The organism is Serratia sp. CC22-02, from assembly GCF_900182895.1.
GTDB classification, from domain to species: domain Bacteria; phylum Pseudomonadota; class Gammaproteobacteria; order Enterobacterales; family Enterobacteriaceae; genus Serratia; species Serratia nevei.
The window spans coordinates 684,714-707,396 of sequence record NZ_FXUD01000001.1 but is presented as its reverse complement, the minus strand read 5'-3'; the positions used below and the strand labels follow the sequence as shown (position 1 = coordinate 707,396).

Here is a 22,683-nt window from a genome sequence, read left to right as displayed (position 1 = left end):
TTGCCCGATAAGCCGGGTTTTTTGCAGTTAATTAGCCGCTTTAGCTCTGAAAACGCTGTGCTAGGGTGTGCATCATTGGAGAAGTGCAGGGTGAAACGTCACCCGGCGAGACGAGATGATTGAGGACCAGATGGCGATTCAGGGCATTGAAGGGGTACTGCAGCAGATGCAGACCATGGCGGTTCAGGCCGGCAAAATGGGGCAGAATGCGGCGCCACAGGGCGTCAGCTTCGCCAGCGAACTGACCGCGGCGCTCGGCAAGATCAGCGAGACCCAGCAAACGGCGCGCAAGCAGGCGCAGGATTTTGAACTGGGCGTGCCGGGCATCAGCCTGAACGATGTGATGGTCGATCTGCAGAAATCGTCGGTCTCTTTGCAACTGGGCGTGCAGGTGCGCAACAAGCTGGTGGCGGCCTACCAAGATATTATGAATATGCCGGTGTGACGTTCGGTCTGTGCCACCTGTCAGAGCCGGGTCCGTCGCCAAAAGCGACGGATCTCGACGGCTAACAGGAGGGCAAAAGGGCCGATGACAAACAGAGTCAGCAACATCGAAAAGGCCTCAGTCCGCCAATTCCGCAATCCGTTCGTGGGCGTTCGCCAGTCCCTGTGCGAGGCCGTGCGGTTTCATATCCAGCCCTTCGGCATAGATAAATTGCACGTCGCCGATCCCCATCAGCCCCAGCACCGACCGCAGGTAGGGCGTCACGGCGTCGGTCGGCTGGCCGGCGTGTACGCCGCCGCGTGAGCTGAATACCAGCGCATTGACGCCCTCGACCAACCCGACCGGGTAGGTGGCGGTATAGTTGAACGTTACCCGGGCGCGGGCCACCAGATCGAACCAGTTTTTCAGCTGGGTCGGTACGTTGAGGTTGTACATTGGCGCCCCGACCAGCAGCAGATCGCTCCCTTTCAGTTCGGCAATCAGCCGATCGGACAGCGCCACCGCCGCTTGCGCGCGTGGACTGGTGTTTTCCGCGCCGCGCAGCGCACTGAACAGCTCGCCGTCCAATACCGGCAGATCCAACGCCGTCAGATCGTGCTCGACGATCTTATCTTCGTGCCCTTTGGCCCGACGTTCCGCCAGATAGCGGTCAATCAGGTTATTGGTCTGTGAGTCGTTTCCCATAATGCTGGATTTGAGCACCAGTATTTTTTTCATGTGGTTGTCCTCTGACGATCATCTGTGGTTTTCACCGGGAATTCCGGAATGACTGCAGGTTATCATTGCTTGATGTTCACCAGTGGTGATAGGTTTTCACTTAATTGATTCCAATTTGGAAACGGTAAAATGAAAAGCGATCTCAGCGCGCTGCCGGCTTTTGTCGCCGTGGCGGAAGGCGGCAGTTTTGCCGCCGCCGCAGAAAAACTGCATCTGACGCGCTCCGCGGTCAGCAAAATCGTGTCGCGGCTGGAGGCGCGGCTCGGCGTGATGTTGTTTATGCGCACTACGCGCAGCCTGAGCCTGACGGATGAAGGGGCGCTTTACTACGAGCACTGCCGGCAGGCGTTGGCGAACATACAGGCGGCGGAAAATCAGCTGGACAGCGGCAAGATGCAGGTCAGCGGCCGGCTCAGGGTCTCGGTGCCGGTGTTGTTCGGCCACCTGTGCATCGCCCCCTTGCTGACGGCGCTGGCGAATGAGCATCCGTTGTTGACGCTGGAAATCTCGTTCAGCGATCGCAGGATCGATCTGGTCGATGAGGGGTTCGATCTGGCGGTACGCATCGGCGAGCTGGCGGACAGCGGCAGTCTGGTTGCCCGGCGCCTGGGTGAACACGGCATGCTCCTGTGCGCTTCGCCCGACTACCTGCGGCGCAGCGGAGAACCGAGCACGGTGGACGCGTTAAGCCGACATCAGGCGGTGGGGTATCTGCACGCGGGGGCGGTGTTGCCCTGGCAACTTCGCGGCGAAAACGGCGAGCTGCAGCCGTTCAGGCCACCGGCCAAGATGATGATGGATGATATGCAGGGGATCGTCGATGCCGTTTCCGCCGGTGCCGGTATTGCCTGGCTGCCGGAGTGGCTGGTCCGCGATCGGCTGGCGGCGGGGACGTTGGTGGAGATCATGCGCGGTGAGTCCAGCCTCAGTTTTCCGGTGAATGTGGTATGGCCCTATATGCCTTACCAGCCGCTCAAGGTGCGGCTGGCGGTGGACAAACTGGTGGCGGAGCTGCCGGGAAAATTGGCGCTTGTGGCGCCGTCGGTATCACAACGCTAAGGGCCGGAGCCGCAACTGACAGGAAACGGGCGCTAATGTAACGAATAGAGGGACGAAAACGGCGCTGTCAGGCTTATTGAATGCCCAGGTGACCGTTTATTATGGCCTGATTAGTAGGGTTATTATTCGAGGCAGGTCAATGAGCACGAAAAGCGAATCCAGATGGCGTCTGATCAGTATTTTAATGCTGACGGTACTCGCCGTATTAATTGGCATTTTGGTTAAACTGGACTGAAGTCTGACCAGGCGATAAAAGCCTGGCCATTTTATTGTGCGGCAAGTAAGCGCATCATGTCTTCTTCATACAGCAATGCTAAAAGCCACAGCCCCAACAACATTATTGCCAGAGAAAATAATCGCTTTTCATTACGCATCGTTTAATTTGCTCTTCGGCGGTTCGACGTTGCGTAGCCTATCTCAGCGTTGTGACAACTGTTAGGAACCTGTGCTAAATAAAGCCATTTTGTTGCGCGTCTATTTATGTTTCTCCGGCGGCTATCGCTTCGGCCCCCAGGGGGCCAGGTTCCATAATCCTTTGGTGGCCGCGAATGGCGGTAGGCGCAAAGCCGAAGCGCTTGCGAAAACGTTCGGCGAAACGCGACGCGCTTTCATAGCCGACATGTTGTGCGATGGCGGATATCGGCCAGTCGGTGGATTGCAGCAGGGCCAGCGCACTGCTCATGCGCACGTCGATCATCAGGTTGCGCAACGCGGTATTTTCCATCGACAGTTTGCGGCGCAGCATCACTTCACTCATCGACAGGCTCTCCGCGACTTTGGCCGCGGTCCAAATGCTGTGCGGATCGGTTGCCAGGCAGCGGCGCACGCGTTGCGTCAGGTCTTTGGCTTCGTTGTGGATGAAGCGAATGCCGAACTGGGCCAGCCACAGCAGAATTTCCAGCATTTTGTGCCGCACGATGATGGTGGGAAAACGCTGCCGGAGCGCCAGCGCCAGGCTGGTGGTCTCAAAGCTGTGCTTCAGGGCGCAGGGCAGATTGCGCAGCGCCAGGACGGCATCGAACGGCATCGGCGCCGGCGTTTCCTCGGCCGGAGGCTGAAGAGTGAGCAGCAGAGGGTCGCAGGTCAGCAACTGACAGCTGAACACGCCCTCTTCGGAGGGGCCGTTAATAATATCCACCGTTTGTCCCCCGTCGATAATCAACAGCTCGCCGGGATGAGCCACCACTTCGTGTTGTTGCCAGCGTACGCGCTTATGGCCTTGTTGTATCAGATACAGATGTGGTTGCTCAAAATAGACTGAAGGGAATAATAATTCAGTATGCTGAACGATGTGCGCTGAGGCACCAATTCCTGGACAGAGATTAATTGTACGTTCCATCGATATTCATTTCGCAGCCATTATCTGGGAATATCTTTACGCTTTGATCCGCGTTGGAGCAACATTTTTCCATGGGCTGTGAAACACAGCGGCGTGTTTTATCTATCAAAAATCAATTTCCTGCTGAACAGAAAACGTCCGTGTCGGGATGATGCTTATCCATTAAAGTGAGAGCCAGGCTCGAAGCGCGCATTTTACCAATTACCCATAAACTGAATAATTCAAATGCCATAGATTAATATCCTAACGTAACCCGAGAGTAATAGCGCATGGTGCTATTTAATCCATTTTCGTCAGTATTGTCGATCTTATCGGACCTGTGGTTCCCCCAGCAACAGCGCGCGGTCATGAAATTGGCCGTAGGTATTGTTGACCACGTTCTGGCGCGTGGACTGCTCGATCAGCGTTTTCAACTCATCCATGCGTTGCTGTAACAGACGCTTGAGCTCGGTTTCGTTGTCGAGGATCTGTTGCAGCTTATTGCGCAGCATCTCCTGCAGTGCCATAGACGGGCCGGCTTGCCCGGTAAAGGCGGCGGTTTTTTCCACCGCCGTCACGTAGGCGAATTCGAGTTCGACGAGCTCTTCCCAGCGCCCGGTTTGCGCCAGCGCGATCATCTGGCTGCTCAGGCTGTAAATTTGTTGATAAGCGGCTAACAGCTGCTGTTGACGTTCCATTACACGGCGTCCTGCGAAGGTTGGTAGTTGGGGCCGATCTGGCGCCAGGCATCGGCGATGTTCTCCAGCAGTTTGACCACTTCGGCGATTGCCGCCTCGTCGTTATGCAGGTTGGCCTGCATTAACCGACGCTTCATGTAGTCGTACAACGCCGCCAGGTTTTCGGCGATCTCGCCGCCCTGTTGAGGGTCGAGGCCGCCTTTCAGGCCGTTGTCGATGATGTTGATGGCTTTGGACAGCGCCAGGCCTTTGCCGGCGATATCGCCCTGGTTCATCAGGATGCGTGCGCGAAGCAGGGCGCTGAGCGCCCCGTCGAACAACATCACGATTAACTGGTGCGGGCTGGCGCTCATGGCGCCGCTTTCCAGACTGACCTGTGCATAGGCCTGAGTGCCGCTTCTGTTATACATGTTGTTTCTTTACCTGTTACCTGGTTAAGGGATCACTTTGCAGAGAATTGCTGTTGTAAATAGTTACCCGTGCTGCTCAATTTGGACATCATGGTATCCAACTGAACGAACTGCTGCTTGTAACGGTCGATGGTGTTCTGAATGCTGGCCGTGACCGTGGTGATCTGGATGTTCAGGCGATCGAGGTTGGTATTGATGCTCTTGGTCGAGTTCTCGATGATGCCGCCGGCCTTGATGTAACTTTGGATATCGTTGTGGATCTGGGTGGCCATACCGGTGTCTTTGCCGTTACCTGCGAAGAAGTTGGCGACCTGCTCCGGTTTTTCGTCGATGGCTTTGTTCAGCTTGGTGCTGTCGATTTCCAGCTTGCCGGTTTTGACGTTGGTGGTGATGCCGAGGTTGCCCAGGCCTTTCAACTCCGGGTTGTCCTGCGCCGAGCTGAGGGCGCTTTTGATCGAGGACTGGATACCGCGCAGGGTGTTGTCACCCAGCAGCGCACCGTTCTTGGCATTCTGCGCTTCGCCGCTTTTGACCGGCGTGTATTTGGTCAGCGAATTGAAGGTGTCCAGCAGCGAGTTGTAGTTATCCACCCACTCTTTAATCTTGTCGGCGCTGCCGCTCTTGTCGATGCCGATCACTAGGTTTTGCGGTTCGCCGGCCTTGGTGGTGGTTTTCAGATCGAGCGTTACGCCCTGCAAGGCATCGGCGATCGAGTTGGTGCTGCGCTTGATTTTCGTGCCGTTGACGACGATTTCCGCATCCTGCCCAGGCACGGTTTGTTTCATCGCGGTGCTGCCATCTTTAGGCGGATTTTTAGGATCGTAGTTGAGGATGGCACCGAGCTTGTCGTCGTTATTGACCTGCACCGCAATGGTGTTTTTTTCGCCGGGCGTGGTGGAGCTCAATGCCAGTTGATAGTCATTGTCGCCGACGCGCATGATGCTGGCAGTGACGCCGGATTTCGATTTGTTGATGGCGTCGCGCATCTCGACCAGCGAAGTCTGATCGTCACCGAGCGGGATCTTGGTCTCTTTCGGCGGGTTACCTGCCGTAATAGATATGGAACGATCGCTGCTGCCCGGGGTGCCCAGCTTGGCCTGCTGGTCGGCGATCGGCGTCTGAGTGGTCAGCGTTTGCGGCTGTGCCAGTTTCAAGACCTCAATCGAATAGTTGCCCGGTACCGACTTGTCGGTGGTGGTCACGGTAAACTGATCGTGCTTGGTGGCGGTGGTGTTGTTGAAGAACTCTGGCTTGGCCAGGTCTTTGCTCAGATTGTCAAACTTCTCCAGTGCGCCTTTCAGCGTGCCGTAAGCGGTTAGCTGGGCGTTGTAGCTGGTCTGCTGGGTGGTGTACGGCGTCAGGCGCTGTTGTTCCGCTTTGGTCAGCTTGTCGAGCAAACCGTTAAGGTCGAGTCCTGAGCCGATGCCTAATGAACTGATCGATGCCATTCGTGTTTCTCCTTGGTAATGACTTTATTCGCTTTACGCGTTATCGGCCCAGTGATGAAAAAGTTTACCGAAAAAAACAAAAAAACGATGGCGCAATAGAGGAGGGAAAAACCGCGTTATTTCTGCCATTGCCCCTGGCGCAAAAAATTTTAAAAAATTGCTAAAGGTTGTTAGGGGAGGGCCGATACCTGAGGGGACGGTGGTTGACGCCGTGGGCAAACAAGCCCGAACCTTTTAACTGTGTTGCGAAGAACGCAACTGACTCGTAAGGAAAGCAAACAATGGCACAAGTAATTAACACTAACAGCCTGTCGCTGATGGCGCAGAACAACCTGAACAAATCTCAGTCTTCTCTGGGTACTGCGATTGAGCGTCTGTCTTCCGGTCTGCGTATCAACAGCGCGAAAGACGATGCTGCGGGTCAGGCGATCTCCAACCGTTTCACCGCGAACATCAAGGGTCTGACTCAGGCTTCTCGCAACGCCAACGACGGTATCTCCCTGGCGCAGACCACCGAAGGCGCACTGAACGAAGTTAACGACAACCTGCAGAACATCCGTCGTCTGACCGTACAGTCTCAGAACGGTTCCAACTCTTCCAGCGACCTGCAGTCCATCCAGGACGAGATCTCTCAGCGTCTGTCTGAAATCAACCGCATCTCCGAGCAGACTGATTTCAACGGCGTGAAAGTACTGAGCGCAGATCAGAAACTGACCATCCAGGTTGGCGCGAACGACGGCGAAACCATCGATATCGAACTGAAAGACATCAATGCTAAAACTCTGGGTCTGGAAAAGTTCAGCGTGGCCGATGGCATTGATAAAACCAAAGTAGCTGCCGCTGCACCTGCTACCGTGAAAACCGGCACCAGCGTGGCAATCAACACCGGTACCGTTCAAGCCGGTGGTAAAGATATTGCCAGCTATGAGAAAGTTGGTGACGATGTATTCGCTATCAACGCCGATGGCGACTACTACAAAGCAACTTTCGATAAAGCGACCGGCGACCTGAAATCCGTTGGCACCAAAGAAGCCACTAAACCAACCGGCGGCACTGCGGTAACCAGCATTGAGAAAGAAGTGGCTCCTACCGGTCCTGATGCGGCTAACCTGCGCTCTTACGACAACGGCAAATCTTACGTGATCCAGGAAGGTACCGGTGCCGATGCCAAATACTTCAAGGCGACCGTAGACGCAGCCGGTAAAGTGACCAAGGGCGCTGAGCAGTCCACCGAGCCAAAAACTGCCGATCCGCTGGCAACCCTGGACAAAGCGCTGTCTCAGGTTGACTCCCTGCGTTCTTCCCTGGGTGCGGTACAGAACCGTTTCGATTCTGTTATCAACAACCTGAACAGCACCGTTAACAACCTGTCCGCTTCTCAGTCCCGTATCCAGGATGCTGACTACGCGACCGAAGTGTCCAACATGAGCCGTGCCAACATCCTGCAACAGGCTGGCACCTCTGTTCTGGCACAGGCTAACCAGTCTACTCAGAACGTGCTGTCCCTGCTGCGTTAATCGTCTCTCCCGATTAACTGTCGCAAAGAAACCCCGCTTCGGCGGGGTTTTTTTATGCTCGCGCACCGCGCGGTTATTACATGGCGCAAATAAAGCCCGTTTTGTGCGACTGTTCAGCCGATTGGCATTCCGCCCCCTACGCATAATAGCGCTGACTCTCTTATCCGCAGGTTTAAGACATAGTGAGCGATCTGTATACCGCCGAAGGCGTGATGGACAAAAATTCTCTCTGGCTGCGCTACGTCCCGTTAGTGCGCCACGAGGCGTTGCGCCTGCAGGTCAGGCTGCCCGCCAGCGTGGAGCTTGACGACTTGCTGCAGGCCGGGGGAATCGGGCTATTGAACGCCGTTGAGCGTTATGACGCCCTACAAGGAACCGCCTTTACCACCTATGCGGTGCAACGCATTCGCGGCGCGATGCTCGACGAGCTGCGCAGCCGCGACTGGGTGCCGCGCAGCGTGCGGCGCCATGCGCGCGAAGTCGCGCAGGTGATGCGGCAACTGGAACAGCGTTACGGCCGTCCGGCGAGCGAGACGGAAGTGGCGCAGACGCTGAATATCTCGCTGGATGAGTACCGTCAAATTCTGTTGGACACCAATAACAGCCAGCTTTTCTCCTACGACGAATGGCGCGAGGAGCATGGCGAGAACGCGGAACCGATGCTGGAAGGGCATGAAGAGGCCAACCCGCTGCATCACCTGTTGGAAGGCAGCCTGCGCCAGCGGGTGATCGACGCCATCGAGGCGTTGCCGGAGCGCGAAAAAATGGTGCTGACGCTGTATTACCAGGAAGAGTTGAATCTCAAAGAGATCGGCGCCGTGCTGGACGTCGGGGAATCCCGCGTCAGCCAACTGCACAGTCAGGCGATCAAACGGCTGCGCGCGCGGCTGGCGAACGATACCTGACGGCGGCCCACCGCCCCTCAACTCGATGACTCATGCGACAATCGGACTGCCCTTTATGCCAGGAATACTGTTGAAGAAACGGCCGCTTAGCCGTTACCTGAAAGACTACAAGCACAGCCAAACCCATTGCTCCCAGTGCGGCAAACTGTTGGACCGCATGGCGCTGGTGTTTCGCGGCAAGATTATCAATAAAGAAGCCATCGCGCGCATGGATCAGCCGATCGACGATGCGGTCTGGCAAAACGTGCAGCACGAGCTGACCGCGCTGTGCCGCTTCTGCAGCGAGATCTCCTGCAACAGCCACCCGAGCTATTTCGACATCATGGCGTTCAAACAGTATCTGTTCGAGCAGACCGAGATGAGCCACAGCACCATCCGCGAGTATGTGGTGCGGCTGCGCCGGCTGGACGAAATGCTGGTGGCGCGCAACTACCCGGCGGATAAATTCGCCAGCAGCGCCAGCCATCAGCGCATCATCGACGATCTGCCTACCGCGGCGCACAACAACTACCGCATTGCGCTGCGCAAATACGATCAGTATCTCGCCTGGCAGCGCAGCTACTGAGACTTTTCCCCGGCCGCTGGGCCGGGGCCTGCTGTTTCCCCCGTGATAAAGGATGATTATTCAGTTCACATCTGCTAAATCTATCGGTTATCAGATGTTGATATTCGATTCCCTGGGGGGAAGTAGTGAACCTGCAACAACAACTGGCGCAATTTCCGCGTCTGGATCTGGTTGGCACCGCCACACCGCTCGAAAAGCTGTCCCGTCTCTCCGATTACCTCGGCCGCGAAATCTACCTTAAACGTGACGATGTCACTCCTATGGCCATGGGCGGCAACAAGCTGAGAAAGCTTGAGTTTTTGGCCGCCGACGCGCTGCGTCAAGGTGCCGATACGCTGGTCACCGCCGGCGCCATTCAATCCAACCACGTGCGCCAGACGGCGGCGGTGGCGGCGAAACTGGGCCTGCACTGCGTCGCGCTACTGGAAAACCCTATCGATACCCGCGCGGAAAACTACCTGACCAACGGCAACCGCCTGTTGCTCGGCCTGTTCAACGCCGAGGTGGTGATGTGCGAAGCGCTGCACGATCCGCAGCAGCAGCTGGCGGAGCTGGCGACGCGCCTTGAGGCGCAGGGCTTCCGGCCTTACGTGGTGCCGGTGGGCGGTTCCAATGCCCTGGGCGCGCTGGGATACGTACAGTGCGCATTGGAAATCGCCGAGCAGAGCCAACGCAGCAACGTGGCGTTCAGTTCGGTGGTGGTGGCGTCCGGCAGCGCCGGCACCCACGCCGGGCTGGCGGTGGGGCTGCAGCAGCTGCTGCCGGAAACCGAACTGATCGGCGTGACCGTCTCGCGCACCGTGATCGATCAGCTGCCGAAGGTGGAGCAGATCCAGAAAGCTCTGGCCTGTTCGCTGAATATCGACGAACTGGCGCCGATCGCGCTGTGGGACGATTACTTCGCGCCACAATACGGCATGCCGAACGAAGAGGGCATGGCGGCGGTGCAGCTGCTGGCGCAGCAAGAAGGCGTATTGCTGGATCCGGTGTACACCGGCAAAGCGATGGCCGGTTTGATCGACGGCATCGCCCAGCGGCGCTTCCGCGATGAAGGCCCTATTCTGTTCGTTCACACCGGCGGCGCGCCGGCGCTGTTCGCCTACCATCCACAGGTGTAAACACCGCTTGTTATTCCATTTTGAACTATATTTATAAAGTTATATTCCTTTATGCGGGCGGTCGCACTGTTAAAGTGCTGATATCAAAAAAGATAAATAACACACAGGGGTGTTTATGATGTTTGCAAAAGTTCGTCGTCAATGGCTGTTGGGCGTGGTGGGCGTCGCGTTGGCCGCCGGTTTGGCGACCCAAACCTACGCTGCCGACAATCTGCTGCAGCAGGTGAAGCAGCGCGGCACGCTGATCGTCGGCCTGGAAGGCACCTATCCGCCGTTCAGCTTCCAGGGGGAAGACGGCAAGCTGACCGGTTTCGAAGTGGATTTCGCCAACGCGCTGGCGGAACACCTGGGCGTGAAGGCCAAGCTGAACCCGACCAAGTGGGACGGCATGCTGGCTTCGCTGGATTCGAAACGCATCGACGTGGTCATCAACCAGGTGACGCTCTCCGATGAGCGCAAGAAGAAATATGACTTCTCCACCCCTTACACCGTTTCCGGTATTCAGGCGCTGGTGAAAAAAGGCAACGAAGGCACCATCACCAAGCCGGAAGACCTGAAGGGCAAGAAGGTCGGCGTGGGCCTGGGCACCAACTATGAGCAATGGCTGCGCGCGAATGTGCAGGGCGTGGACGTGCGTACCTACGACGACGACCCGACCAAGTATCAGGATCTGCGCGTTGGCCGCATCAACGCCATTCTGGTGGATCGCCTGGCGGCGCTGGATCTGGTGAAGAAAACCGGCGATACGTTGGCGGTAGCCGGCCCGGCGTTCTCTCGTCAGGAGTCCGGCGTGGCGCTGCGCAAGAACAACCCAGAGCTGCTGGCCGCGATTGACCAGGCGATCGCCGAGATGCAAAAAGACGGCACGATGGCGAAGATCTCCGAGAAATGGTTTGGCGCGGACGTAACTAAATAATGCACGAAAGTATTCAACTGGCGCTGGATTCAGCGCCATTTTTATTGAAGGGCGCAATACTGACGCTTCAGCTCAGCCTGGGCGGCATGGCGTTGGGGTTGCTGCTCGGTTTTCTGCTGGCGCTGATGCGCCTTTCGCCGCTGTGGCCGCTGTCGTGGCTGTCGCGTATCTACGTGTCGCTGTTCCGCGGTACGCCGTTGATCGCCCAGCTGTTTATGATCTATTACGGTCTGCCGCAGTTCGGCATCGAGTTCGATCCTTTCCCGGCGGCGCTGATTGGCCTGTCGCTCAATACCGCCGCCTACACCTCGGAAACGCTGCGTGCGGCGATTTCGTCGATCGACAAAGGGCAGTGGGAAGCCGCCGCCAGCATCGGCATGACCCGTTGGCAAACCCTGCGCCGAGTGATCCTGCCGCAGGCGGCGCGCACCGCCTTGCCGCCGCTGGGCAACAGCTTCATCGGCCTGGTGAAAGACACCTCGCTGGCCGCCACCATTCAGGTGCCGGAACTGTTCCGTCAGGCGCAGCTGATCACCTCGCGCACGCTGGAAGTGTTCACCATGTACCTGGCGGCATCGCTGATTTACTGGGTGATGGCGACCCTGCTTTCCGCGCTGCAAAACCGTCTGGAAGCCCACGTTAATCGCCAGGATCAGGAGTAGCGCATGAGTGCCATTGAAGTTAAGCAATTGACCAAGCAGTTCAAGGGTCAGACGGTACTGCATGGGATCGATCTGGCGGTGGACGCCGGCGAAGTGGTGGCGATCATCGGGCCGAGCGGCTCGGGGAAAACCACCTTATTGCGCTGCATTAACCTGCTGGAGGAGCCGGATTCCGGCACCATTCGCGTCGGCGATATCCTGATCGACGGCAGCAAGCCGCTGAGCAAACAGAAAAATCAGGTACGAGCGCTGCGTCAGCAGGTCGGTTTCGTGTTCCAGAACTTCAACCTGTTCCCGCACCGTTCGGTGTTGGAAAACATCATCGAAGGGCCGGTGGTCGTCAAGGGCGAGGCGAAGGCCAGCGCGGAACAGCGCGCTCGCGCGTTGCTGGCCAAGGTGGGACTAAGCGGCAAGGAGCAGGCTTATCCGCGGCGGCTGTCCGGTGGCCAACAGCAGCGGGTGGCTATTGCGCGCGCGCTGGCGATGCAGCCGGAGGTGATTCTGTTCGATGAGCCGACGTCGGCGCTCGATCCCGAGCTGGTGGGGGAAGTGCTCAATACCATGCGCTCACTGGCGGAAGAGAAACGCACCATGGTGATCGTCACCCATGAGATGAGTTTTGCCCGCGACGTGGCGGACCGGGTTATCTTTATGGACCACGGCCGCATCGTTGAACAGGGCCCGGCCAAAGCGCTGTTCGCCAACCCGCAGCACCAGCGTACCCAGCAATTCCTCGACAAATTCTTGAATCAATAAGACGGCGGGGGAGCTTCCCCCGTTCGCATTCACTCCTTTTTCAACAATGCGTTTCGCGCGGCGGCGGCGAGAAATCCGCTGCGGCTACCGTATCCCGGATGTTGCCGAACCCGAGAGTCAATGCGACGAGTAGCGTTCTGCCACGGTTTGCAAGCAGACTAATTCGTTCTGAGTTCACCCTGTTGTTATCGCCCATGAGGCGCCGCATCCTCATGCCAGGATAGCAAGACGCTAACGGCTGACCGGGCTGCGGGCAATAAAAAACCCTGCACAAGTGCAGGGTTTGCGTAGCGGTGAGCCAATCAGGCGGCCATGCACGGCCGCCTTGACGATGCGTTAACCGATGGTCATCAGGCTGGCGTTACCGCCGGCGGCGGCGGTGTTGACGCTCAGCGAACGCTCGATCAGCAGGCGTTCCAACAGGATGTTGGTTTCACCGTGAGCGAAGCCCTGCACCGAGACGATGGCGCCGCCGCGCTGCGCGATCTGCTCGCACAGGGTGCGCAGCTGGTCGGCATCGCCGTGGTAGATGGCGGCGTCGAACTCGACCTTGTCCTGCTGCCAGTCTTTGCTGAAGGCGATGCGCGCCTGCACATCGTTCGGCAAGCGGCGGAACAGATTGCGCTGCAGTTCCGCTTCCGGCCACAGCGCGCTGCTGCCGACCGCCAGCACGGCGGCCAACTGGATCAGCGCGTCGGCTTCGTTATCCGCCAGGCACAGCACGCGTTCACGCGGCAGCAGGGCATAGGTATTGCGCTCGCCGGTCGGGCCCGGCAGCGGACGTACGGTGCCGCCCTGGCCCAGCTCCGCATAGCGCTGCGCCAATGCCGCCAGTTCGCCGTGTTGGCTGGTGACCGCCCATTTCTCCAGCGATTGCAGCGCGCCCAACAGCTGCGGCCGCGCGGTGGCTTCCATCGGGCGCTCGTCGTCCTGACGGTGCAGCGTACGCTGCAGCGCGTCGTCCGGACGGTTAGCCAGCAGACGGTACAGGTACAGCGGGCCGCCGGCTTTCGGGCCGGTGCCCGACAGGCCTTCGCCGCCGAACGGCTGCACGCCGACCACCGCGCCAACCATGTTACGGTTGACGTACAGGTTGCCGACCTTGGCGCGTTCGGTCACCCGGGCGATGGTTTCATCGATACGGGTGTGAATGCCCAGCGTCAGGCCATAACCGGCGGCGTTGATCTGATCGACCAGCGCGTCCAGATTGTTGCGCTGGAAGCGCACCACGTGCAGCACCGGGCCAAAGATCTCTTTTTGCAGCTCGTCGAAGCTGTCGAGTTCGATCAGCGTCGGTTTGATGAAGGTGCCGCGCGCCCACTCTTTCTCATCCTGCGCGCTGCCTTTGGCGGCCTGGTACACCTTGCGGCCTTTGGCGCGCATCGCCTGGATGTGGCGTTCGATGCCGGTTTTGGCTTCGGCGTCGATCACCGGGCCTACGTCGGTAGACAGGCGCTCCGGGTTACCCATGCGGCATTCGGCCATCGCGCCGCGCAGCATTTGCAGCGTGTGCTCGGCCACGTCTTCCTGAATGCACAGGATACGCAGCGCGGAGCAGCGCTGGCCGGCGCTGTCGAAGGCGGAGGCCACCACGTCGGTGACGACTTGTTCGGTCAGGGCCGAAGAGTCGACGATCATGGCGTTCAGGCCGCCGGTTTCGGCGATCAGCGGCGTCGGACGGCCTTGCGGATCCAGGCGACCGGCGATGCTGCGCTGCAGAATGCCGGCGACGTCGGTGGAACCGGTAAACATCACGCCGCGGACGCGGGCATCGTTGACCAGCGTTGAGCCGACGGTTTCACCCTGGCCCGGCAGCAGCTGCAGCACGCCTTGCGGAATGCCGGCTTCCAGCAGGATGCGCACCGCCTGCGCGGCGACCAGCGGCGTTTGCTCGGCCGGTTTGGCCAGCACGCTGTTGCCCGCCGCCAGCGCCGCGGCGATTTGGCCGGTGAAGATCGCCAGCGGGAAGTTCCACGGGCTGATGCAGACTACCGGGCCCAGCGGACGGTGGCTGTCGTTGGCGAAATCGTCGCGCACCTGGCCGGCGTAGTAGTGCAGGAAGTCCACCGCTTCGCGCACTTCGGCGATGGCGTTGTTGAAGGTTTTACCCGCTTCACGCACCAGAATGCCCAGCAGGCTTTGCAGCTGACTCTCCATCAGCTCGGCGGCGCGTTCGAGGATCGCGGCGCGCTCCGTCGGCGGCGTAGCGAACCAGATTGGGCCGGCGGCCGCGGCGGCGTCGAGCGCACGGCTGACTTCGCCTTCGGTGGCTTCACGCACGTAGCCGACCACATCGCCCGGCTCGGCCGGGTTGATCACCGGTTGCTCCACGCCCTGATCCAATTCGGCGTCGATGATCGGTTCCGCGCGCCACGGATGGCTGGCGCTGGTGAGCAGGGCGCTGGAGAGCGAGGCCAGACGCTGTTCGTTGGACAGATCCAGACCGCTGGAGTTAGTGCGTTTCTCGCCGTACAGCTCGCGCGGCAGCGGAATGCGCGGATGCGGCAGGCCAATCTGGCCTTCGCTGGCTGCCAGCGCTTCCACGGCGCTGACCGGATCGGCCACTAGCTCGTCGAGCGGCAGGGTGGCATCGGCGATGCGGTTGACGAACGAGGTGTTGGCGCCGTTTTCCAGCAGGCGGCGCACCAGGTAAGCCAGCAGCGTTTCATGGGTGCCGACCGGCGCATAGATGCGGCAAGGGCGGTTCAGTTTGCCGTCGGCCACTTTACCCACCACCTGCTCGTACAGCGGCTCACCCATGCCGTGCAGGCACTGGAACTCATACTGGCCAGGGTAGTAGTTGTTGCCGGCCAGATGATAGATGGCGCTCAGGGTATGGGCGTTGTGGGTCGCGAACTGCGGATAAATCAGGTTCGGCACCGACAGCAGCTTGCGGGCGCAGGCCAGGTAGGAAACGTCGGTATAGACCTTGCGAGTGTAGACCGGGTAGCCTTCCAGGCCGTCCATCTGGGCGCGTTTGATTTCGCTGTCCCAGTAGGCGCCCTTCACCAGACGGATCATCAGGCGACGGCGGCTGCGTTGCGCCATGTCGATCACCGCGTCGATGGCGAACGGACAGCGTTTTTGGTAGGCCTGGATCACGAAGCCGATGCCATTCCAGCCGGCCAGCTGCGGTTCGAAGCACAGCTTCTCCAGCAGATCGAGCGAGATCTCCAGGCGGTCGGCCTCTTCGGCGTCGATGTTGATGCCGATATCGTACTGGCGTGCCTGCAGGGTCAGCGACAGCAGGCGCGGGTAGAGCTCTTCCATGACGCGTTCGTACTGCGCGCGGCTGTAGCGCGGGTGCAGGGCGGACAGCTTGATGGAGATGCCGGGGCCTTCATAGATGCCGCGGCCGTTGGAGGCTTTGCCGATGGCGTGGATCGCCTGCTGGTAGGAAACCAGGTAGGCCTGCGCGTCGGCTTCGGTCAGGGCGGCTTCGCCCAGCATGTCGTAGGAGTAGCGGAAGCCTTTTTCTTCGAGCTTGCGCGCGTTGGCCAGCGCTTCGGCGATGGTTTCGCCGGTCACGAACTGTTCGCCCATCAGGCGCATCGCCATGTCCACGCCTTTGCGGATCAGCGGTTCGCCGCTCTTACCGATAATGCGGTTCAGCGAACGGGACAGATTGGCTTCGTTATGTGTGGACACCAGCTTGCCGGTGAACAGCAGGCCCCAGGTCGCGGCGTTGACGAACAGCGACGGGCTGCGCCCGAGGTGCGAGTGCCAGTTGCCGTTGCTGATCTTGTCGCGGATCAGGGCATCGCGAGTCGGTTTGTCCGGAATGCGCAGCAGCGCTTCCGCCAGGCACATCAGCGCCACGCCTTCCTGCGAAGAGAGGGAGAACTCTTGCAGCAGGCCTTGCACCATGCCGGCGCGGCCGTTTGCACTTTTTTGGTTACGCAACTTCTCGGCGATGCCATAGGCCATTTTGTGAGTGGCCTGTGCAAGATCGGCGGGTAATCGCGCCTGTTCGAGCAACATCGGCACCGCTTCGGTCTCCGGGCGACGATAGGCAGCGGTGATGGCGGCGCGGGTGACCGACTGCGGCAGAATTTGTTCGGCAAAATCGAGGAATGGCTGGTGTGACTCTTCCTGCGCTTGCGGCATAATGTCGTCCGCTTCAGGCTGGCCCGCAGCGGCCAGCGCTGGAATTTCAGGAATATCGGAACCGCTCTCGAGACGCTCGAGGTAATTAAAGATGGCCTGCTTGATGAGCCAGTGCGGCGTGCGATCGATACGCTGTGCGGCGCTCTTGATCCGGTCGCGTGTTGCCTCGTCGAGTTTCACGCCCATTGTGGTAGTGCCCATGCCAATCCAACTCCTGTGTTTAGAACCTATCCCATCAGGCTAGACAAACAGCAGGCCGGAAAGCCTGTTGGGATAGGTTCGTGAGATGTGTGGTGTCAAGAATGCAGACAATATCCTGCATGTTGCAACTTTGTGCAACCTTGTTAAATCAGGCTGATGAGCGAAGTGTGAGTTTCATCGATTTTTTAACATGGCCAGTTGGCACGAATGTTGCGTTATTGAGCGAATGCGGCGGGGTTTATGCTGCCGCAGACGCTTTACCTTGCGGTATATAAGGGTAATAACCAGGTGCAACTCATTTTGCTTGTCGTGAGTGCAACCTTTGAGCCCGGTAAATGTGACGCAGGGTAAACTTTGTGTAACTTTGTTGTTAAATATCTTGTTGGTTGATGAAAGGCTCATCTAGGATAACCGACGGTCAACAATTACGGGCAGAAACTATTTTACCTGCACTTGCTCGCAGGCTGCGCCACGTTCCGGCGCGGCGGCCAGTGAAATGCATTGCGCGTGGATTTACCGGCGCCGGCTTGGCCGGAGCGAAACGCGAATAATAATGAAAGTGGAGAATTAAATGACAATGAGCACACCTATGCTGGTGACCTTCCTGGTGTACATTTTCGGGATGGTGCTGATCGGCCTGCTTGCCTACCGGGCAACCAACAACTTTGATGACTATATTCTCGGCGGCCGCAGTTTGGGCAGCGTGGTGACCGCGCTGTCCGCCGGCGCTTCCGACATGAGCGGCTGGTTGCTGATGGGCCTGCCGGGCGCCATCTTCCTCTCCGGCATCTCCGAAAGCTGGATCGCCATCGGCCTGACCATCGGCGCTTACCTGAACTGGAAGCTGGTGGCAGGAAGGCTGCGCGTACATACCGAAGCCAACAACAACGCCCTGACGCTGCCGGATTATTTCACCAGCCGCTTTGAAGACAACAGCAAGCTGCTGCGCGTGATCTCGGCCATCGTCATCCTGGTGTTCTTCACCATTTACTGCGCCTCCGGCATCGTAGCCGGCGCGCGCCTGTTCGAAAGCACCTTCGGCATGAGCTACGAAACCGCCCTGTGGGCCGGCGCCGCGGCGACCATCCTCTATACCTTTATCGGCGGTTTCCTGGCGGTAAGCTGGACCGACACCGTGCAGGCCAGCCTGATGATTTTCGCGCTGATCCTGACGCCGGTGATCGTGATCTTCGCCGTCGGCGGCATCGATACCTCGATGCTGGTGATCCAGGCGCAGAACCCGGCCAACCTCGACATGCTGAAAGGGCTGAACTTCGTCGCCATCCTGTCGCTGCTGGGGTGGGGCCTGGGCTACTTCGGCCAGCCGCACATCCTGGCGCGTTTCATGGCGGCGGATTCTCACCGCACCATCCGCAGCGCGCGTCGCATCAGCATGACCTGGATGATCCTGTGCCTGGCCGGCACCATCGCCGTCGGTTTCTTTGGTATTGCTTACTTCGCCAACAACCCGGATCAAGCCGGTAACGTGTCGAAGAACGGGGAACGCGTGTTCATCGAACTGGCGATGCTGCTGTTCAACCCATGGGTAGCGGGCGTGCTGCTGTCGGCGATTCTGGCGGCGGTCATGAGTACCCTGAGCTGCCAGCTGCTGGTGTGCTCCAGCGCGATCACCGAAGACCTGTACAAGGCGTTCCTGCGTAAAGGCGCCAGCCAGCGCGAGCTGGTGTGGGTCGGCCGCGTGATGGTGCTGGTGGTGGCGTTGATCGCCATCGCGCTGGCGGCCAACCCGGAGAACCGCGTGCTGGGCCTGGTGAGCTACGCCTGGGCCGGTTTCGGCGCCGCCTTCGGTCCGGTGGTGCTGATTTCGGTGATGTGGTCGCGCATGACCCGCAACGGCGCGCTGGCCGGTATGCTGGTCGGTGCGGTGACGGTGATCGTCTGGAAACAGTACGAATGGCTGGGGCTGTATGAAATCATCCCGGGCTTCATCCTGGGTTGCCTCGCCATCGTGGTGGTGAGCCTGATGGGCCGCCAGCCTTCCGCCACCATGACCGAGCGTTTCGATCAGGCGGAAGCCGAGTACAAAACGGTGTAACGCCGTTCGATGTCAGTCGGTAAGGGGCGCGCAGAGCGCCCCTTTTTTTTGTCTGCCGATCGCCGTCATCCAGCTGTAACACCTGGCGACATTTGATTAGAAAAAATCACCGTCATGCCTCTTGTATTTATTCTTGGCAGAATGATAATCACTCTCGTTGGTTTTTACGTTTCTTTACATAGTTGCCGCGGCTCATTTCGCAACCACCGTCTCTGCCGCCGCGGTCTTTTCAGGGGTGATTATTTATGTTCGTTCCCTTTCTTATCATGTTCCGTGAGGGGCTGGAGGCCGCGCTGATCGTCAGCCTGATCGCCAGCTACCTGAAGCGCACGCAGCGCAGCCAATGGCTGGGCGCGGTGTGGATCGGCGTGATTGTCGCTGCGGCGCTGTGTCTGGCGCTCGGCATCTTCATCAATGAAACCACCGGCGAGTTCCCGCAGAAACAGCAGGAGCTGTTCGAGGGCATCGTGGCGGTGGTGGCGGTGGTGATCCTCACCTATATGGTGTTCTGGATGCGTAAGGTGTCCAAGTCGGTCAAGGTGCATCTGGAAGGGGCGATCGATCAGGCGCTCAGCGCCGGTAAAGGGCAGGGTTGGGCGCTGGTTGCGATGGTGTTTTTCGCCGTGGCGCGCGAAGGGCTGGAGTCGGTGTTCTTCCTGCTGGCGGCGTTCCAGCAAGACGTGGGCGCCGCGGCGCCGATCGGCGCGGTGCTCGGCCTGGTGGCCGCCATCGTGCTGGGCATGATGATTTATTGGGGCGGGGTGAAGCTGCACCTGGCCAAGTTTTTCAAATGGACCAGCCTGTTCATTCTGTTCGTCGCCGCCGGCCTGGCCGCCGGGGCGATCCGCGCCTTCCACGAAGCCGGCCTGTGGAACCACTTCCAGGACATCGCCTTCGATTTCAGCAGCACCCTGTCGACCCATTCGCTGTTCGGCACCCTGCTGGAAGGCATTCTCGGTTATCAGGAAGCGCCGACGGTCAGCGAAGTGGCCGTCTATTTCCTGTATCTGATCCCGGCGCTGATTTTCTTTTTCCTGCCGCAGCGCGCGGAGCCGGCAGCGGCCCCGGCGCAACGTAAAATCAATCATTAATGTTTAATAGGGAATCTCGTATGTCTACTCCGTTATTTCGCCGCAAGGCGTTGCACGCAGCATTACTGGCTATCCCGGCGTTTGCGCTGAGCATCGACGCGTTGGCGGCGGACGTGCCGCAGGTCAAAGTCACGGTCAACGACAAGCAGTGCGAACCGATGCAGCTGACGGTGCCGGCCGGCAAGACGCAGTTTGTGGTGCATAACACCAGCCAGAAAAACGTCGAATGGGAAATCCTGAAAGGGGTAATGGTGGTGGAAGAGCGCGAAAACATCGCGCCGGGCTTCACCCAGAAAATGACCGCCACGCTGGAAGCGGGCGAATACGACATGACCTGCGGGCTGCTGAGCAACCCGAAAGGCAAACTGACCGTCACCGCGGCAACCAACGGCGCCACCGACGGCAAACCGAACGCGTTGGATCTGGTTGGCCCGATCGCCGAATACAAAGTCTACGTTATCAAAGAAGTCGACGGGCTGGTGAAACAGACCAAGCTGTTCACCGACGCGGTGAAGGCCGGCAACGTGGAACAAGCGCGCAAGCTGTACGCGCCGACCCGCCAGCACTATGAGCGCATCGAGCCGATCGCCGAGCTGTTCTCCGATCTGGACGGCAGCATTGACGCCCGTGAGGACGACTACGAGAAGAAATCGGCGGATCCGAACTTTACCGGCTTCCACCGTCTGGAGAAGGCGCTGTTTGCCGACAACTCGACCAAAGACATGGGCAAATATGCCGATCGTCTGTATCACGACACCGTTGAACTGCAAAAACGCGTGGGTGAACTGACCTTCCCGCCGAGCAAGGTGGTGGGCGGCGCAGCCGGGCTGATCGAAGAAGTGGCGGCCAGCAAGATCAGCGGTGAAGAAGACCGTTACAGCCGCACCGACCTGTGGGATTTCCAGGCCAACGTCGACGGCGCGCAGAAGATCGTCAACCTGCTGCGCCCGCTGTTGGTCAAGGCCAACAAGCCGCTGCTGGACAAGATCGACGCCAACTTCAAAACCGTCGACACCATTTTGGCGAAGTACCAAACCAAAGAGGGGTATGAGTCCTATGAGAAGCTGACCGATGCCGACCGCAATGCGTTGAAAGGGCCGATCACCACGCTGGCGGAAGACCTTTCCCAACTGCGCGGCGTATTGGGTCTGGACTGAGGCATAAGGTTATGAGCAACAAGGCAGGCCCGAATAACGGGCCTCACCCGCACTCTCAGGAGGCGGCATCCCCTTCACGCCGCCGTTTGCTGCAGGGGCTGGGGCTGAGCGCGCTGGCGCTGGGCGGCAGCCGCCTGGTGCAGGCGGCGGACAAAGCGGCGGAGCCGTTGGCGGCGCCGCAGGATGAGCGCTGGCAGAAACAGCCGTTTTATGGCCGCCATCAGGCCGGGGTGCTGACCCCGCAACAGGCGGCGATGATGCTGGTGGCGTTCGACGTGCTGGCGACCAGCAAAGCGGATCTGGAGCGCCTGTTCCGGCTGTTGACCGACCGCATCGCGTTCCTGACCCACGGCGGCAAGGCGCCGGAGGTGGACGCCAAATTGCCGCCGCTCGATTCGGGGATCATGGGGCCGGAGATTTACCCGGACAACCTGACCATCACCGTCTCGGTCGGCGCATCGCTGTTCGACGAACGCTTTGGCCTGCAGGCGCAAAAGCCGCTGCGGTTGCAGAAAATGACCCGCTTCCCCAACGATGCGCTGGACGCCGGGCTTTGCCACGGCGATCTGCTGCTGCAGATCTGCGCCAACACCAATGAAACGGTGATCCACGCACTGCGCGACATCATCAAGCATTCGCCGGATCTGCTCAGCGTGCGCTGGAAGCGGGAGGGATTCATCTCCGCGCATGCGGCGCGCAGCAAAGGCAAAGAGACGCCGATCAACCTGCTGGGCTTCAAAGACGGCACCGCCAACCCGAAAACCGACGACAAACCGCTGATGGATAAGGTGGTGTGGGTCGGCGACAACGTCGGCGAGCCGGCGTGGACGGTGGGCGGCAGCTACCAGGCGGCGCGCATTATTCGCTTCCGCGTGGAGTTTTGGGATCGCACGCCGCTGCAGGAGCAGGAAACCATTTTCGGCCGCGAAAAGCACAGCGGCGCGCCGCTCGGCATGAAGCATGAACATGACGAGCCGAACTACGCGAACGATCCCGACGGCAAGGTGATTCCGATGGACGCGCACATCCGGTTGGCTAACCCCCGCACGCCGGAAAGCCAAAGTAACCTTATGTTGCGACGTGGCTACAGCTATTCCCTTGGCGTTTCCAATGCCGGGCAGCTGGAAATGGGGCTGCTGTTCGTCTGCTATCAGGCCGATCTGGAAAAAGGATTCCTGACGGTGCAAAAAAGGCTCAACGGCGAAGCGCTGGAAGAATACATCAAGCCGATCGGCGGCGGATATTTCTTCGTATTGCCGGGGGTGAAAGAGGGCGGCGACTATTTGGCCAGCGGCTTGCTCAAGGCCTGAGTGCGCAATGACGAGGCGGGATCTTCCGCCTCGTTTTACGTTGGCTTGCCTATTGTGCGGGACATTAAGCGACGGAGTTCAATTCAATCCGCCGCCTGCGGATTAAAAAATCTGAAGGGCCCGCCGACTTTGGGTTGTGCAAATTTTAATCGATAAACTAAAGTGTCATTCGCGGCTTTTAATTGTAATTAATTGATATTTATATGATAAAAATTTTTCTGGAATGA

Annotated in this window: 20 protein-coding genes and 1 pseudogene; 14 read left to right on the top strand and 7 right to left on the bottom strand. The window is 59.0% G+C overall.

Annotated features, from left to right (window positions below; all coding sequences use genetic code 11):
- Positions 1–130: 130 nt before the first annotated feature.
- Entirely contained in the window at positions 131–445 is a 315-nt protein-coding gene (gene fliE, locus QOL81_RS03405) for a flagellar hook-basal body complex protein FliE (protein WP_025159836.1), read from the top strand.
- A 117-nt stretch (positions 446–562) separates the two neighbouring features.
- Here fliE and QOL81_RS03400 read toward each other — a convergent pair whose 3' ends face one another.
- Positions 563–1,162 (bottom strand): FMN-dependent NADH-azoreductase, encoded by a 600-nt coding sequence (locus QOL81_RS03400; protein WP_087763073.1) that lies wholly within the window; start codon positions 1,160–1,162, stop codon positions 563–565.
- A 129-nt stretch (positions 1,163–1,291) separates the two neighbouring features.
- Here QOL81_RS03400 and QOL81_RS03395 point away from each other — a divergent pair, with 129 nt between their 5' ends.
- Positions 1,292–2,221, top strand: a complete 930-nt coding sequence (locus QOL81_RS03395; RefSeq protein ID WP_060420822.1) for a LysR family transcriptional regulator — start codon at positions 1,292–1,294, stop codon at positions 2,219–2,221.
- 478 nt (positions 2,222–2,699) lie between these two features.
- Here the strand turns inward: QOL81_RS03395 and QOL81_RS03390 are convergent, their stop codons facing one another.
- From QOL81_RS03390 to fliD, 4 genes are all read right to left on the bottom strand, one after another.
- On the bottom strand, positions 2,700–3,560 hold the full coding sequence (locus QOL81_RS03390; RefSeq protein WP_060420825.1) for a helix-turn-helix transcriptional regulator: 861 nt from the start codon (positions 3,558–3,560) through the stop codon (positions 2,700–2,702).
- Between the two features lie 308 nt (positions 3,561–3,868).
- Positions 3,869–4,237 (bottom strand): flagella biosynthesis regulatory protein FliT, encoded by a 369-nt coding sequence (gene fliT, locus QOL81_RS03385; RefSeq protein ID WP_038876898.1) that lies wholly within the window; start codon positions 4,235–4,237, stop codon positions 3,869–3,871.
- Positions 4,237–4,647 carry a flagellar export chaperone FliS gene (gene fliS / locus QOL81_RS03380; RefSeq protein WP_038876901.1) on the bottom strand — a complete coding sequence of 137 codons (411 nt, stop codon included), beginning with the start codon at positions 4,645–4,647 and terminating at the stop codon, positions 4,237–4,239. The genes fliT and fliS overlap by 1 nt, the downstream gene beginning before the upstream one ends.
- A 32-nt stretch (positions 4,648–4,679) precedes the next feature.
- Entirely contained in the window at positions 4,680–6,095 is a 1,416-nt protein-coding gene (gene fliD, locus QOL81_RS03375; RefSeq protein WP_060420827.1) for a flagellar filament capping protein FliD, read from the bottom strand.
- Between fliD and QOL81_RS03370 the strand changes: the two genes are divergently transcribed.
- The 8 genes from QOL81_RS03370 to tcyN all read left to right on the top strand — a co-directional run bounded on the left by QOL81_RS03370 (position 6,089) and on the right by tcyN (position 12,534).
- The gene (locus QOL81_RS03370) at positions 6,089–6,259 is read left to right on the top strand and encodes a hypothetical protein (RefSeq protein ID WP_249105950.1); all 171 of its coding nucleotides are present in this window, start codon (positions 6,089–6,091) and stop codon (positions 6,257–6,259) included. The genes fliD and QOL81_RS03370 overlap by 7 nt on opposite strands.
- A 117-nt stretch (positions 6,260–6,376) precedes the next feature.
- On the top strand, positions 6,377–7,612 hold the full coding sequence (locus QOL81_RS03365) for a flagellin FliC (protein ID WP_060420830.1): 1,236 nt from the start codon (positions 6,377–6,379) through the stop codon (positions 7,610–7,612).
- 182 nt (positions 7,613–7,794) lie between these two features.
- On the top strand, positions 7,795–8,517 hold the full coding sequence (locus QOL81_RS03360; protein WP_004934752.1) for an RNA polymerase sigma factor FliA: 723 nt from the start codon (positions 7,795–7,797) through the stop codon (positions 8,515–8,517).
- Positions 8,518–8,572: 55 nt separating this feature from the next.
- Entirely contained in the window at positions 8,573–9,082 is a 510-nt protein-coding gene (fliZ, locus tag QOL81_RS03355; RefSeq protein ID WP_025303240.1) for a flagella biosynthesis regulatory protein FliZ, read from the top strand.
- A 125-nt stretch (positions 9,083–9,207) separates the two neighbouring features.
- Entirely contained in the window at positions 9,208–10,200 is a 993-nt protein-coding gene (locus QOL81_RS03350; protein ID WP_025303239.1) for a D-cysteine desulfhydrase, read from the top strand.
- A 115-nt stretch (positions 10,201–10,315) separates the two neighbouring features.
- Positions 10,316–11,116: a cystine ABC transporter substrate-binding protein gene (gene tcyJ / locus QOL81_RS03345; protein ID WP_049197982.1), complete on the top strand. Its 801-nt coding sequence runs from the start codon at positions 10,316–10,318 to the stop codon at positions 11,114–11,116.
- Positions 11,116–11,778, top strand: coding sequence for a cystine ABC transporter permease (tcyL, locus tag QOL81_RS03340; protein ID WP_025303237.1), 663 nt, complete (start codon positions 11,116–11,118; stop codon positions 11,776–11,778). The genes tcyJ and tcyL overlap by 1 nt, the downstream gene beginning before the upstream one ends.
- A gap of 3 nt (positions 11,779–11,781) precedes the next feature.
- On the top strand, positions 11,782–12,534 hold the full coding sequence (gene tcyN, locus QOL81_RS03335; protein ID WP_060424097.1) for an L-cystine ABC transporter ATP-binding protein TcyN: 753 nt from the start codon (positions 11,782–11,784) through the stop codon (positions 12,532–12,534).
- 29 nt (positions 12,535–12,563) lie between these two features.
- On the opposite strand, the pseudogene QOL81_RS03330 reads toward tcyN, so the two are convergent.
- Positions 12,564–12,659 (bottom strand): annotated as a pseudogene (locus QOL81_RS03330) (type II toxin-antitoxin system HicB family antitoxin); the annotation flags it as partial.
- Between the two features lie 211 nt (positions 12,660–12,870).
- Entirely contained in the window at positions 12,871–16,842 is a 3,972-nt protein-coding gene (putA, locus tag QOL81_RS03325; RefSeq protein ID WP_055312424.1) for a trifunctional transcriptional regulator/proline dehydrogenase/L-glutamate gamma-semialdehyde dehydrogenase, read from the bottom strand.
- 571 nt (positions 16,843–17,413) lie between these two features.
- On the opposite strand from putA, the gene putP reads away from it, so the two are divergent.
- From putP to efeB, 4 genes are all read left to right on the top strand, one after another.
- A complete protein-coding gene (gene putP / locus QOL81_RS03320) occupies positions 17,414–18,898 on the top strand; it encodes a sodium/proline symporter PutP (RefSeq protein ID WP_283439655.1) in 1,485 nt (494 codons plus the stop codon).
- Between the two features lie 245 nt (positions 18,899–19,143).
- The gene (gene efeU, locus QOL81_RS03315; protein ID WP_060423658.1) at positions 19,144–19,989 is read left to right on the top strand and encodes an iron uptake transporter permease EfeU; all 846 of its coding nucleotides are present in this window, start codon (positions 19,144–19,146) and stop codon (positions 19,987–19,989) included.
- A 20-nt stretch (positions 19,990–20,009) separates the two neighbouring features.
- Complete coding sequence (gene efeO / locus QOL81_RS03310; protein WP_047730479.1) at positions 20,010–21,146, top strand: iron uptake system protein EfeO; 1,137 nt, start codon at positions 20,010–20,012, stop codon at positions 21,144–21,146.
- A gap of 11 nt (positions 21,147–21,157) precedes the next feature.
- Entirely contained in the window at positions 21,158–22,456 is a 1,299-nt protein-coding gene (gene efeB / locus QOL81_RS03305) for an iron uptake transporter deferrochelatase/peroxidase subunit (protein WP_283439654.1), read from the top strand.
- Positions 22,457–22,683: the final 227 nt, after the last annotated feature.